Origin of the sequence: Hyalangium versicolor (genome assembly GCF_020103695.1) — a bacterium.
GTDB classification, from domain to species: Bacteria; Myxococcota; Myxococcia; order Myxococcales; family Myxococcaceae; genus Hyalangium; species Hyalangium versicolor.
On record NZ_JAHXBF010000004.1, the window covers coordinates 373,833 to 387,777 of the forward strand.

At 63.3% G+C, this 13,945-nt stretch carries 9 protein-coding genes and 1 pseudogene; 6 read left to right on the plus strand and 4 right to left on the minus strand.

Features of this window, described 5'->3' with window-relative positions; translation table 11 throughout:
* Window positions 1-13: 13 nt before the first annotated feature.
* Window positions 14-1,126 carry a lipase secretion chaperone gene (locus tag KY501_RS10805; RefSeq protein ID WP_224362760.1) on the minus strand — a complete coding sequence of 371 codons (1,113 nt, stop codon included), beginning with the start codon at window positions 1,124-1,126 and terminating at the stop codon, window positions 14-16.
* A 68-nt stretch (window positions 1,127-1,194) separates the two neighbouring features.
* Window positions 1,195-2,259 (minus strand): DUF6891 domain-containing protein, encoded by a 1,065-nt coding sequence (locus KY501_RS10810; RefSeq protein ID WP_224362761.1) that lies wholly within the window; start codon window positions 2,257-2,259, stop codon window positions 1,195-1,197.
* A 338-nt stretch (window positions 2,260-2,597) separates the two neighbouring features.
* On the opposite strand from KY501_RS10810, the gene KY501_RS10815 reads away from it, so the two are divergent.
* Window positions 2,598-3,887: a Kelch repeat-containing protein gene (locus KY501_RS10815; protein ID WP_224362762.1), complete on the plus strand. Its 1,290-nt coding sequence runs from the start codon at window positions 2,598-2,600 to the stop codon at window positions 3,885-3,887.
* 22 nt (window positions 3,888-3,909) lie between these two features.
* Here the strand turns inward: KY501_RS10815 and KY501_RS10820 are convergent, their stop codons facing one another.
* Complete coding sequence (locus KY501_RS10820) at window positions 3,910-5,745, minus strand: ATP-binding protein (RefSeq protein WP_224362764.1); 1,836 nt, start codon at window positions 5,743-5,745, stop codon at window positions 3,910-3,912.
* A gap of 42 nt (window positions 5,746-5,787) precedes the next feature.
* On the opposite strand from KY501_RS10820, the gene KY501_RS10825 reads away from it, so the two are divergent.
* The 4 genes from KY501_RS10825 (at window position 5,788) to KY501_RS10840 (ending at window position 11,333) form a co-directional block, all read left to right on the plus strand.
* Window positions 5,788-6,375: a hypothetical protein gene (locus KY501_RS10825; protein WP_224362765.1), complete on the plus strand. Its 588-nt coding sequence runs from the start codon at window positions 5,788-5,790 to the stop codon at window positions 6,373-6,375.
* 346 nt (window positions 6,376-6,721) lie between these two features.
* Entirely contained in the window at window positions 6,722-8,392 is a 1,671-nt protein-coding gene (locus tag KY501_RS10830; protein WP_224362766.1) for a DUF4231 domain-containing protein, read from the plus strand.
* Window positions 8,389-9,969: a TIR domain-containing protein gene (locus KY501_RS10835; RefSeq protein ID WP_224362768.1), complete on the plus strand. Its 1,581-nt coding sequence runs from the start codon at window positions 8,389-8,391 to the stop codon at window positions 9,967-9,969. The genes KY501_RS10830 and KY501_RS10835 overlap by 4 nt, the downstream gene beginning before the upstream one ends.
* A gap of 386 nt (window positions 9,970-10,355) precedes the next feature.
* Entirely contained in the window at window positions 10,356-11,333 is a 978-nt protein-coding gene (locus KY501_RS10840; RefSeq protein ID WP_224362770.1) for a CHAP domain-containing protein, read from the plus strand.
* Between the two features lie 402 nt (window positions 11,334-11,735).
* Here KY501_RS10840 and KY501_RS10845 read toward each other — a convergent pair whose 3' ends face one another.
* Window positions 11,736-13,517 carry a discoidin domain-containing protein gene (locus tag KY501_RS10845; protein ID WP_309242957.1) on the minus strand — a complete coding sequence of 594 codons (1,782 nt, stop codon included), beginning with the start codon at window positions 13,515-13,517 and terminating at the stop codon, window positions 11,736-11,738.
* A 221-nt stretch (window positions 13,518-13,738) separates the two neighbouring features.
* Here KY501_RS10845 and KY501_RS54260 point away from each other — a divergent pair.
* Window positions 13,739-13,928 (plus strand): annotated as a pseudogene (locus KY501_RS54260) (Imm52 family immunity protein).
* Window positions 13,929-13,945 lie beyond the last annotated feature (17 nt).

Consider the following 13,945-nt stretch of genomic DNA (forward strand, 5'->3'; position numbering starts at 1 on the left):
CGTGGGGGATGGGTTACCGCAGGTGGTACTTCTCGAAGAGACGTTGATCGATCTCGGGAAGGCGCTCGCGGAGCTGCTCCGGAGTGAGCCCCTCACCGCGCAGCCTGGCCAGGAGCTGATCGCGCTCCGCGTTGAAGGCGCTCAAGCGCTCGGCGCGATCCTGCTGCTCCTGGCGGAATTCGAGTTGCCGGGCGGCCACCTCCGGTCCCGCGCGGCGCTCCATCACCGCGCGGCGGGCCTCCTCATCCAGGGGGCCGGCGGACTCACGCAGCCGCAGCTCCTGCCGGGCCAGCTCCATCGGCTCGAGGAGCTCCGAGAGCCGCACGCCGTGCTCGCTCTCGATGCGCCGCAACTCGGCCTGCCACGCGGCCACATTCTGCTCGACGGAGGCACCCGGGCTGAGCAGAAGCGCGTCCACCTTGGACGGCAGCAGGAGCATGTCATCCGAGAGCCCGAAGAGCCGAGAATCCAGCTCCGGGCCGAGGATTCGGCGACGAGCCTCGCGGAAGTGCTCGACGGCGGCGAAGTAGCCGCTCTCGCTCGCCGAGGAGGCATCTCCCACGACGAGCTGCTCGTAGGCCGCGTCCACCTGCTCCAGCAGGCTCCAGAGGCGCGCGGAGGTGAGTTCGTCCGGCAGGGCGAGGCGCTCACGGAGCGAGGAGAACAGCAGGCTGCGGCACAGCTCGGCGCCGGTAGTGCCCTCAAGCCCCCACTGTGGCATCCAGGCGCGGAGCTCGCTGGCGTGGGCCTCCACGAGTCCACAGCGCCGATCGAGGATGCTCTGGAGGATGTGCCCGGGAGCCAGGGAGAAATCCCCCTGGGCGGCGGCGCGGCGCCAGACCCGCTCCAGGGAGTGGCGAACCTGCGCCATCAAGAGCCTCGCCTGGATCTCTCGCTCCTCGGGCAATGGGGGGACCGGGCCCATTCGGGCCTGTGAGGGCGCGGCCTCCATGACATGAGAGCTCGCCGCTACTCCGGATGGACGATCCGCCACCCCGGGCGAGACAGCCGCGGGCTCGACCTCCGCGGGAGCAGAGCTCGCACGCCAGGCCCAGAGCGCTCCGGCGCAGAGCACCCCGCAGACCAGGAGCCCCAAGGCTCGTCGTGGGAAGGATCGCTTGTCCATGGAAAGCGTCCCTTAACGATTTTCTACCGAGCGTGACAATCCGCCACTCGGACGAGGGGGACTCCTCCTCAGTCTCCTTCTGGGGGAAGGTGCCCGAGAATGCCGTCCCGAAGGTCCCGAGCTGTCCACGGCAGCAGCTTCCTGCCGGAGGTGGTCAGGCGGAGAATCTCGCCATACTGCATGTCCTGAGCGCGAGCCTCATAGACATCGTCCGGACGATAGAAGAGCTGAAAGAGCAGCTCGTCGCCCGGTTCAACATCTGTACCCAGCAGACCTAATTGGGCCTGGGTCCGCTGGTTCTCGGACTCGGATGGATCTTCGGAGAGCTGCTCCACGACCTGAAGGGCCTGATGGACCGTCACGAACCCGCGCTCCGGATCGTACTGAGCCATGAGCTGACGTCCCGCGCCGTACTCCTTCCGAGCCGCCTCCAGGATGAAGCGTTCGAGGGCAGCAACCGCTACCTCCCAGCTCACGCCCTTCTCCTGCACCACCCGCCGCAGCGCCCGCTGCTCGAGGGTGCTCCCGTCCTTTGGACGTGAGACTTCGCGGCGCTTGCACCACTCGAAGGGGAGAATCTGGATGCGCGTCTTCACGCGTCCGTTCCACTCTGTCGGGACTCCGTGACGCGCGAGCGTCTCGCGAATCTCACGGGCAATGGCGACCCGCGCCTCGTCGCGAAGCCGTGGATCGTCTTCGAAGGCGTCAAAGGCGAGCATGAGGCCCGCGCCCTGCACACCCCGCTCGACATCCTGGCCATGGAAGAAGGTAGCCCCCCGAACGAGCTCGAAGCGCTCCTGCTCGGCGGCCTCTACCTCCCTCCAACCGTCCGACAGCGAGCCGCCCGCGTTCTGCAAGGCGATGATGCCTTGGCGATTCAGCTCCTCGAAGGCGCGGTCGATCCGGTCGTTCATCGTGGGCTCGGTCCAACGAGCCTCCTCCGCGCGGAGTTCCTCGAATCGCCCCCGGGAGTACACCAACAACTGCTCCACCGCTTCGCGATCCTCCCGCAGTTCGTCCCTCAAGAGCTCTTCAACCGAGGCGAGCACCCAGCCCTCCTCCCCGTACCCCGCCAGGACCAACGCCTCCACCCGGTCGCGGAGGCTCTCCAGCAGTGCAGCATCTGTCGCCATGGGGAGAGTCTACACAGCCACGTTTCGACAGTTGGGCGCCCTCGCCGGCTCGTGCTCCCCCGCAGTCGCGCTCCAGTCACGCACCGCTTGCCATGGTCCACGCCTCGGCAATGCGAGGAGGCACCATGAAGGACGCGCGTGGAAGTATGCAGCCTTGGCTGCTCACCGTGGTGGTACTCAGCTGGGCTTGCGGTTGCGGCAAAGCTCCCCAGGAAACATCCCCTTCCTGGCCAGAGGAAGAGGCTTCTCCTGAACCCTCTTCTTCAGCAGCGGATGGTGGATTCAACCCCACCGACGCCGGAACTCCTGCGCTGGAGGATGCGGGTGTTGTCCCCAGCATGCCCCCTGAGCTGCTGGAGTCCTGGCAATCTGTCTCCTCCACACCGGGCCGGGGAGCAGTCACCCTTCGCGTCCGTGCCCGTCCACCTCGAGACGGCACCCTGACGTTCACCTGGCAGAGCCTGACCGGAGCCTTCGAACCACCGAGAGAGACGGCCACCACCAGTGAGATCACCTGGACAGCGCCACCCTGTGGAACGGGGCTCTCCACGCATCTTCTCCAGTCCTCGATCCGCCACTCCTCGGGCCTCTCCGCCACCAGTGTGTTCAGGATCTCCGTCGTATGTCCGCAATGGATCCCCACGAGCGACATGGGCACGGCACGGCACGATCACACCGCCAGCGTGCTGCCTTCAGGCAGGGTGCTGGTCGTCGGCCGCTATTCCGGTGATGCGCTCGACAGCGTCGAAGAGTACGACCCAACGACCTCGACCTGGATTCCCAGGGACGACATGCACTGGGCCCGCAGGTTCCACACGGCCAGCGTCCTCCCTTCGGGGAAGGTGCTCGTGACGGGTGGGTCCAACAATCTCAACACCATCATCTCGAGCACGGAGCTGTACGACCCGGTGGCCCCCAGCGGTCACTCATGGTCATGGGCAGGCGACATGGCCGAAATTCGCACTGCGCACACCGCAACGGTATTGCCATCGGGCAAGGTGCTCATCGCCGGTGGTTTTGGCGTCAGCGGCGCGCTGGGCAGCGCGGAGCTGTATGACGGCTCGGCCGCGGTGAAGTGGAGTCGGACAGGGAGTATGAAAACGGGCCGCTACGGGCACACGGCTACCGTGTTGCTCTCGGGCAAGGTCCTCGTCGTGGGCGGCGATGGCCCCAACGGTGCGCTGGCCGACGCGGAACTCTACGACCCGGCCACAGGCTCCTGGACCGCGGCAGGCTCACTGCCCGGCCCAGGCCGTGCCAACCACACCGCGACCTTGCTCCCCTCGGGACAGGTACTGGTAGCAGGAGGCAACACCGCCGATTCGGCGCTCTACGACCCCACCTCGGGTACCTGGCTGGCTGTAGCTCCCATGGGAGCAGCCCGCGCCTATCACACCGCGACCCTGCTCCCCTCGGGAAGGGTGCTGGTGGTGGGAGGAATGACTGCCATACCGCTGGCCAGCACCGAAGTGTATGACCCGGACTCCAGAACATGGTCGCCCTCGGCCGTTCTGGACGTGGCGCGTTCCCACCACGCCGCATGCCTTCTGTCTTCGGGCCAGGTGCTGATCGCGGGAGGCCACACGAGCAGCGCTCCCCTGGCCAGCGCGGCGCTGTATGAACCGTAAGCCCATGCCAGAGTGTGACACTTCAGGAGTGGCGACGCCGGTAGTCCTCGAACCGAGCGGACAGCTCCTCACGCCTGGGCTCGGACAGAGAGGCCAGAACCACCTCTCCCACCACGTCATGGAAGAACCAGCGGCCATGAACGATGTGGGCCTCCACCAACTGCTGCCAGAGCTTCTCGAACTGGGCTGTCGAAATCCCCAGCACTTCTCGAACCATCCTGAAGTCGAAGTCCGTTCGCGCCACGGCGAAGACCTGAGCCACCTGGAGTGCCTCTTTGGACAGGGAGTCCAGGCGTTGCTGGATGATCGCCATCACCCTGCCGGAAGGCGGGAGCGAGGACGGAAAAGCCCCGTCAAAGGACTCGGACCGCAACAGGTGACGCACGGTCTCGACGATGAAGAGGGGGTTGCCACCGGTGTGGGCCATCATCTCCTCCGCGATCGGCTCCAGCCGGGGATCTCCCATGCCTCGCAGCATGAGCCGGACCGCCTCGGCATCCAGCCGCGTCATGGGAACCCACTGCACCAGACCCGAGCTGACGGCCCCCTGGAGCATCTGCCGCGCCCACGCGTCCTGGGACTCAGAGGTGCGGAAGACATTGATGATGAGGGGAAAGCGTCCGGCCTCCATCTCCTCGCGGAACTCCCCATGCACCCGGACACCCAGCGCGGTACTGGCATCATCCATGTACTGCCCATCGTCGAAGATGAGCAGCTCGATGTCACGCAGCGCGACCCGGAGGAACTGCATGACCGCTGCGAAGAATTCCGACTGTTCCTCGGGGCTGGAGGGAAGGGGCAGGGGCTTCTTCTCGAGATGAGGTATCACTCGCGACAGCTCCCGGCGCACCCTCCCTTGGGGCCGCGCGCTCGGCACATGCCGCAGCACCGTGCCCAGACTCCGCATGTGTGTACTGAAAGCCTGCTGTCGATCTCCAGGCCTCGCGTCGAGCAGGAGCCATCGCCCCTTCCCCACCTTCGCGGCCGCGAACTCCGTCACCAACCGGGACTTGCCAATGCCAGGCTCTCCTTCGACGAACATGGGCTTGCGCGCAGCCCACGCATCCTCCATCAACCCCCACTCGTACTCACGGCCGGCAAGCAGGGGGGGACGGCTCACCGCCAGGGGAATCACGGGCCCGACCCGGGGCGATGGCAGCTGGCGAGCGGCTTCGGCGTTCTCGATGGCGTGGGCCAGTTCGCGCGTCTCATCCGAGGGCAGCGCACCGAGCTCACGCATCATCATCTCCCGGCACTGGCGGGATGTCTCCAGTGCCGCCGCTCGGTCCCCCTTCAGGTAGTACAGGCGCATCAAGTGGCGGTAGGCGTTCTCCGAGTGGGGCTCCATGACGCGCAGCCGCTGCGCCCCCTCGAGCGCTTTGGCCAACTGTCCCTCGGTCTCCCACTGCAGCACGAGCCGCTCCATGGCGCCAAAGCGCATGTCGCGCAGATGCCTGCGCCATTCATCCAGCCAGTGGCTCAGGTCGGGGCAGTCATCGAAGGTGAGTCCCTGCAGCAGCTCTCCCTCGAACGAGGCCACCCGCGCGTGCTCCTCAGCCTTGTGGGCAGCGCAGAGTTGAAGGACATCCATCGGGAGTCCTTCGCACAGCCGCAGCCGCTCCTCGTTCTCGACGCACTCCTGCCCGAGCTGTCCCCGGAGTCTCTTCAGGATTTGGCGCAGGTTGTTGCGCGCGGTGGACTCGCCCGCTTCGGGCCACAGCCTGTCCGCGAGCTCGGAACGGGACGCGGACTTCTCAAGCGCCAGATAGGCCAGCAGCGCCGCCTTCTTGCGCTCCAGGCTCACCCGCTTCCCCTGGGGCCCCGTGGCCCAGGCGTCTCCGAGGATATGAATTTCCAACGCTGCTCCCCCAAACGCTACTGCCGTGGATGGCCCGCGCGAATGCCTCAACTCGACAGCAACTATAAGTCCTTGGCCTTGAAACACAAGAACGTCAAACTGATCATCATCGGAGATTCTCCGTACAAGATTAATATGCCCATTCCGTTTGCCAAGGCCAGCTGGGAAGAACTATCCAATCCCATATGTAGCGGAGCATATGTCCTACAAGCATTGACCGGAACATGGATCCATGCACTGGCCCAGGAGCATCAATCCATGACGCCAACGCAGTACTTCACCGACATCCTCTTGGGTACCCATGGTGTCGTGTTCCTCAACGGCTGTTATGTGGACCAAGGCAACCTGTCCAAGGCAAAGTACAAAGCACTCAAACGCAAGAGAATGCCCAAGGACTGGAACAAGGTAAACCGGCAGATAGTCAACCAGATAGCCAAGAACGACCCAAAGCCGTCCATCATTCTGTGCGGGGAGTTGGTCCAAGAAGCGCTGAGCCAGCTGATTGACAGAGCCGTTCCAGGAAAGCGTATCGACGCACGCCACCCCTCCACCCTCGGTTTGGATAAGCCTACCGAGTATCAAAAGTGGTTACGGCACTGGGGCCCAGGCGCCCTCCATTCTTTTCTATAAAGAAGGATGGGGGCCGTGTTGAAGGGAAGGAGCGAGAGCAGAGAGGCAGAGGAGGGCTGCTAAGGAGTGCCGGAGAGCCCAAGGCCACGTAGGTATGCCCACCGCGCAGCCGTAGAGGGTACACGGCTGCTCAAGCCGCCCTCGCGCCTTATCTTCATATGAGCAGGAAACAAGGGGTAGCGTCATGGCAAGGGGTTACGCTCTCCATCATCCAGGGTTTCCCGCGCGGGATGAGCCACGGCGGGTGAGGCCTGATGCCGGTCGCACGCCTCCTACGGCGCTGCCTGCCTCCCCGTCGGCCAGCATTGGGCAGATCCGCTTCGCGAATGGAAACCTGGCCACAAGGGTGACGGTCTCGCCTGATGAGGATCCCACCGAGGTGATTCGGATGCTTGGGGTAGCTCCTCCCAAGTCGCTGCTCTTGCTCATCGGTGGCGCGGACGCGATGGAGCCGCCTCTCCATGCGCGTGTGCAACAGCTCTTCGGCCGAGGGCTCGTACCTGCCGCCGCCGAGTGTGGGGCACTCATTCTCGACGGCGGAACGCACTCGGGCATCATGGCCCTCATCGGGCAGGAAGTCGCGGACCGAGGGCACCGCTCCCCACTCGTGGGAGTTGCCCCCGTGGGGCAAGTTGCTTTTCCGGATGAGGGGGCTGGGAGTCCGGAGAGGCCCCGAGCCAAACTGGACCCCAATCACTCCCATTTCGTGCTCGTGCGGGGCGACGCCTGGGGCAGTGAAACGCACCTCCTGTTTCGTCTTGCTTCAACGCTCGCGAGCGATATTCCCCTGCTTGTCGTCCTCGTGAACGGCGGGGCAATCACGAGGGAGGAACTGCTCCAGGCTGTACGGCGGCACTGGCCCATCGTCGTCATTCAAGGGAGCGGCCGGCTGGCAGACGAACTCGCGACCGCCGTCCAAGCGCCTGCGCCTCCCGCAGGGGACTCGGTGCTCGCAGAGCTCGTGGGTGACGGCGACATCTCGCTGTTTCCACTCGAGGGCGCCGCGGATGGCTTCGAGTGGCTGGTCGCGCGGCAGCTCCGGCAGGAGACGGTCCTCAAGCTGGCCTGGCAACGCTTCGCGAGCTACGACGCTAATGCCTCACGTGAGCAGTCGACCTTTCGCAGGCTCCAGTTCTGGATCCTGATCATGGGGGTTACCAGCACAGCGGTGGTGCTTCTTCAGACGCAGCTCGAGCGAGCCGGCGTGGTGGCGCCGCGGACCTTCCCGGTGTACCTGTTACAGACCCTGATCGTCGCAATGGTCGCCAGCATGACAGCCCTCATTGCCGCGGCGAGCCGGTTCAAGGCGGGAAGCAAGTGGATCCTCCTGCGCGCCAATGCGGAGGCCATCAAGCGCGAGATCTACCGCTACCGATGCCGGCTCAACCCGAGTCTCGCGCGGCCCAAGGGGGACCCTGAGCAGGACCTCGCCCGCAGGCTGAAGGCCCTCGGCCCCCCACGCACAGGGAGTGAGCCGCTCCTCACGGCGCTTCGCTCCTACAAGGGCCTGTTGCCACCGCCTGGAGGCAAGGCTCGAGGGGACGACGGACTCAGCCCGCTGACTCCGGTGCGGTACATCCACTTCCGGCTGGATGACCAGCTCGGTTACTACCGCGGCAAGATCGACACGCTCGATCGGCAGCTGGTGGCGCTGCAATGGATTGTCATCGCGGTTGGAGGCATCGGGACGGTGCTGGCCGCCATTCGCCTCGAGTTGTGGGTTGCCATCGCGACCTCCATCGTGATGGCGATCACCACTTATCTCGGGTACCAGCAATTCGAAGCCAGGCTCACCAAGTATCAGCAGGCCGCGACCGACCTGGAGAATCTGAAGGCATGGTGGAGCGCTCTGTCTCTCGAGGAGCAGAGCGACTACCGGAAGTTCGACACCCTCGTGGATGGCACGGAGCTGATCCTCCAGAGTGAGGTCTCCGGCTGGGTGCAGGACATGAAGGGGGCCATCCTCAGGATGGATGCCAGGCACGAGCACGAGCGCAGTTCGGGAGAACGCCAATGAGCACACACCCAAAGGACTTCTCCATGGGACCTTCCCCGGAAGCTCAGAGGCTGACGATATTCGTGGGCTCGTCCAGTGAAGCAGCGGCCCACTATGAGCGCGTCTGCGGGACACTCGAGGAGCAGGGCCATCACGTGAAAGGGTGGAAGTCCGCGTTCGACAAAGGTGAGGGCTTCCTCGCAGCGCTGCTTCGGATAGCTGATAAGGTAGATGCAGCGCTCTTGATAGCGACACCCGATGACATTCTATACAGCCGGGGGGAGCTGTGCCCTTTTCTTCGCGACAACGTTCTCTTCGAGGCAGGGCTCCTCATTGGCGCGCTTGGCCGACTTGCCACTGGCCTTGTCGTGGCCGGGAGTGAGCCCGTCAGGCTGCCCAACGACCTGGCGGGTGTAAGCATCTTCTCGTTTCGCGATGGTCACGACAATGCGTTCGCAAGGGACGTAAGGATTTGGGCAGAGCAGGTTCTGCTTATGAAGTCCAGCTCATCCATCGCTCGAGACATCGCAGCGCGCATACGGAGTATCCCCCTCTCCTCCTTTGGTGCCACAAGGAGGCTTCTGATTCCAAGAATAAGAACCTTACTCACGCAGGCCTCCAGGGGTGTGATTGACTTGACTCCTGAGCAGTACTTCGAGCGGATCAGATCTGAAATCGAGAGCGCTTCAGCCGGAACGGAAGTGCTGGCCGTTGCTTCGTCCTTGTCGACCGTCCGATGGGCAAACGATCCCATGCAATGCTACTACATCGAGCAGAACTTCGTGGCACGGGAGCGGGGAGCTGACATCAGGCGTCTATTCATTTTCAATAAATCCTCCGTCACTACGGCTGAAGCAAGAAACATTCACAACCATTTGTGCCACGACGTTCCCGTCCGCTGCATATCACTCGAGGCCCTGGCAATCCCCATGGACGACCTTGTGCTTTTTAGATCGCCCAGCGAGGGAGCCCGCGCCTACAAAGCCTACCCAGACATGGCCTTCAGCAAGAGAGTCGTAGAAGCCCAGCTGATGATCGATCCTGATCATTGCGCTGACTTACAACGGCGTTTCAACGAGATCTGGCGTATCGCCTGGGAGCCTCGCTCCATCGAGGAAGCTATCGAAATACCGGGGATGCGCATTCCACTGCCAGCAAGGCATGAATTCCCCCCAGGCCTGGAGATGGAATCTCGATGGACCGGCGTCGAAGCCATCACGTGCCGCTCGGCAGCGAAGGCAAGAGGCCATGAGCTCCATCGCGAGCTGAAGAGTCTGGTCCTGACGACATCCCAAGGCTTGTGCGTCGTCCACGTTCCAGGCGACTGTACTGTCTCACTCAGGAAGGTCAAAGCCCACCTGGGTACCGATGAGGCGTTTGTGGCTGACCCAGAGCAGCTCCTGGAGTTGAACCTGGGTCCGGGGACCGTGTGCGCCGTTCTTGATCCGGTGTGGTCCATGCGCCACCTGGTTGACCAACGTGTATTGGAGATACCCGAGGTCTTCACGAACAACGGAACCCGTAATGGCTACTTCACCTTCAACCCGGACGAGCTTCGAGCAGCACAGAGAGTGGGGATAGGTGATTTCGTGGATTAGGTGGAAATGTAGTCACCAGGGTTATGGAACGGAGCTGCGTCTCACGCGTGACAACTTTTCAATCAACTGCACGGGTCGCGGAGGCCGTAGCCCACGTACTAGTCCGGGCGCACTAGATAGGCGCAAGGTGTCCCTGCACCGAAACGCAGGTGCGCCTGCCGTGTGTACCCCAAGGGGCTGCGCGGCTTCTCCCCCCGCTTGGCTCACTGCTCGGGCGGCCCCTGTCAGCAATCCTCTTCGACACCTCCGCTCCAGCCCTCACCCGCCACATGGCCTCTATCCCGCCTAGACGCCGAGGACCTGTCCACAGGCATGCCCTCATTCACCCGTCATCACACAATGCGGTCTGGGACTCCCTCTTGAGTACGAACGAAGGAGGATGTCCCATGGAGCAGAACAAAGCAGGCGAAACCCTGGGCTCGGTGCAGGACCTGGCCTCAGCACAAGACGAGAGTCCCGCGGACGATTTCGGCCCCGATGAACTCATCGATTCGTCGCAGGAAGCCCCGCCGCCGCCGAGCGACAACGGCTTACGCGAGGGAGATGAGGATCTGGCCGGACCGAGCAATCAGGACCTGGCCTTCAACGACGACGACCTCGACGACGATCCCGTGGCCCTCGATGCCGCGCAAAGCGACGGCACCGGTGAATTGGAAGTAGCGCAACAGATGGGGAAAGACGGCGCAAGCGCCGCGAAGGCCATGAAGGTCACGCTGGCCCCGAGCGACCAGCTCAGCAGATTCCTGCGCGCCGCCCAGAGCCAGATCGGCTACCGCTCCCGCCCTGGAAATCCACCGTTCTCGAAGTATGGGAGGTGGCTCGGCTTCCCTAACGGAGGCCAGGGCCACTACTGCGCGGCCTTCGTCTCGTGGTGCGCTGCCAAGGCTGGCATCAGCCAGAAGGTCGGCAAGTCCGGGTGGGTGAAGTTCTTCCTCGACGCGTACAAGCGGAGGGGTCGTTTTGGCTCGACGCCGCGGGTCGGTTCCCTGGTGATCTTCGACTTTGAGCGGGACGGAGTGGTCGACCACATCGGGATCGTGACGGAGGTTGGACGCAACTACATCAGGACGATCGAGGGCAACACCGGCGACCCGCGAGGGGTCCGCGATCGGAAGCGCATCGGGCCCTCCATCCGTGGCTACTGCTACCCCTCCTTCACGGACAAGGTGAATCAGCCCCAGCCGCCCACTCCGGCCCAGCATGTCTGGCACACCGTGCGAAAGGGCGAGACGCTCACGAAGATCTCCAAACAGTACGGCGTGTCGATCGCCCTCCTGCTCAAGCGCAACAAGGGACAAGCAGGCCAGGGGAAGATCACCAACCCGAACCAGATCTTCGTCAACCAGCGGATCCTGATCCGCTAGTCGCGCGCCGTGGGCCTTCCGAGGGAGCAGGGGCCGCCGGCTGAAATGCGGAAAGGACTGCGTCCACCCAGGTACTTGGCGCGCGTCCCGCTCGCCAGGGCACACGCTACAGGGGGCGATGGTGCTGTTGCCGCTCTTGCGCGGGGTGTGGGTGCGGAGTTCGAGGAGGTCCTTCCGGACTCCATCCATGTGGAAGATGCAACCCACGCCGCCCAGGGCTGCGGATTGCTCCCTCGAAGGTGGACGATGCTCGCATCTTCGGCGCATGGTTTGTCGAAGTTTGAGCCATCTTCTGGCCTGGACCCAGCGGCTCAAACCCGGAGGAATCCCACCGGACGAGCTGGAGCCTCGGCGCCAGCTCGTCGCGGGGGATGGCCCCTCAGGGATCAGGAGGTGACTTCCTCAGGGAGCGCACTGCCATGCCCCCTTGTGGGTAAGGCACATGCCTTCATTGATCACCGCGGCTCTGAAGTCGGGGGCTGCGGTCAGAGAGGGCGGCCCGAGCCGTTCGGCGCCATCCATGCTCATGTTCAACCCTCTCCAGTTGAACCCAATCACCCCCTCCACGCTGCTGTCGTTCTGCGCGATCTTCCGCAGCCGCTTGAAGTTCTCGGCCAGCCAACCCCGCTTGGTTGCATCATTCTGGCTGCTGGGAATCGCCGTCTCCGCTGTGAGGAAGTATTTCTTACCGGGCACCAGTTGCTTGAGCCGATTGAAGCGCGCTTCCGCCGACACAATCGCATCGACTCCGGGAGCATCCCTGCCACAAGCGTCGGTGCTCGTGCTTGTCGCGGTGAGGTACGAGATGGGGTAGCAGTTGTAGGCGACCGCGTCCGCGGAAGCGGCCCCCACGGTGTTTCCAGCCGCATACATGGGCACCGCCAGGTATGAGTACATGAGCCCCATCTTGGGAATAATGGCTCCAGAGCCAAACCGAGCCCTCGCCGCATCCGCGAGGATCTGCTTCACCGCGGCAAGATTCGCATTCGTTGCACTGACATTCGAAATCAAGTCGGGCTCATCCACAGGGAAGACCCAGGCGATCTTCTGATACTCGGCAGCCGTCAGTTGTTGCAGGAAGAAGCCATACCGTTCGCTGGCGGACATGGGGCTCGGCGGCCACCGGGGAGTACAGCCATTGGCTCCGTCGAAGAAAGTCTTCCCATGGGTGGATCCATCAGGACATGCGACTTCGCCGTAAAAGATATTCGTCCCATCCAGCACAATCTTCACGCTGGGGTCATCTCTCACGTCCGGCCTGTTCAGCATGGCTTTGAAGTTACTGACATCATTGGCACCGATTCCAGGGGCCGCCCAGATCAGATTGGAGTGAGCAATCGTGTCATTCACTGTACTCGTTGCTTGTGGATTCCACGCCTCCCACGCTCCGAAGTAGCCATAGAACTTGGCGGGGGGCGGCTGCTGCTTCACGCCGCTGACATACACCGAGCTGATGACGGCTCCGTTCGCATTGGCGCCCTCCCGCAGCTCGAACTTATAGGTTCCCGCCCGAATCCAACCCACGTCCGCGTATCCGGAGTAGGTATCAAAAACCCACCCTCCCAGCTCAGGCGCACCCGGTGCGGCTTCCGCGACCCAGACCCGGCCGTATTCGCCCGTGGGGATGGAGGCACTCAGCCGGACAGCACTGTCGCAGAACGTGCCATTGTAGGGCACGGAGCAGCTTGCTCGATTCGCGGTCACCGTTCCCGAGGGGACATATCGGTACGTCCTCACCTCAGACCAGGCGACCCACGAGGGGCTCGCTGTGGTGATGATCCGGATGTATCGCACGGGAGTGTGGTTGTATATCTTATAGCTGATCAGCATTCCGTCAGCGGTAAAGCCGCTGTATGTGCCGAAGCCAACCGCCACCCACTGGTTTGTATAACCGACCACCTGATGTGACGTCGAACCACTCGGGTATTGCGCCACCCTCAGCTCGAGTCGATCCAGCGCGAACTCACCGCCCAGATCAATCTGGAGAAATGGCTGCGCCGAGGCATACACGCCTGAATTCCACGCCGTATACGGATTGCCGTCCACGGCGTATTGAGGTGGAGCTCCGGAATAAGAGCTGGAGGCGGCAACGCTGTACGGAGTGAGCGGGACTTGCGCCCTGGCTGTGGACACAGGGAGCCCCACGAAAATGAGCGCGACGAGCATTCGTAATACAAGTTTCATATTCCTACCTTTTGAGGTTCTGCCACTGCTGCGGGTATGCAACAGCTGCGCCTTCTTTTGATTCGTTACCGGACGTCCCCTTGTTCACCGGGAGAGCGGGCGTCCGAGGCGCGGGTGAGCTCGGTTGCGGGAACCCTTTCCGAGCTGAGACATCCCCTCATTTTTGCAAGTGGGGAGTAGCTACCTCCGGGCAATACGATAATCTCATTTCAGAGAAAGTCATGCCCGCAGGCACCTCGGTGGGCTGGGTGATGTACTTCTCGCGGCGAGGACAAGGGCACCCTCTTCATGCTCACCCCCGACCGGTTTGCCGCTTCCAACCCAGAGCACGTCGCGCTCGCCGCTCGCGTCCATGAGTTGCTGGACCAAGCCGGGCTGCTGCGGCCGTTGCAGCCCTGGCCAGCAAGGTAAGCGCCCAGGGAGCACTG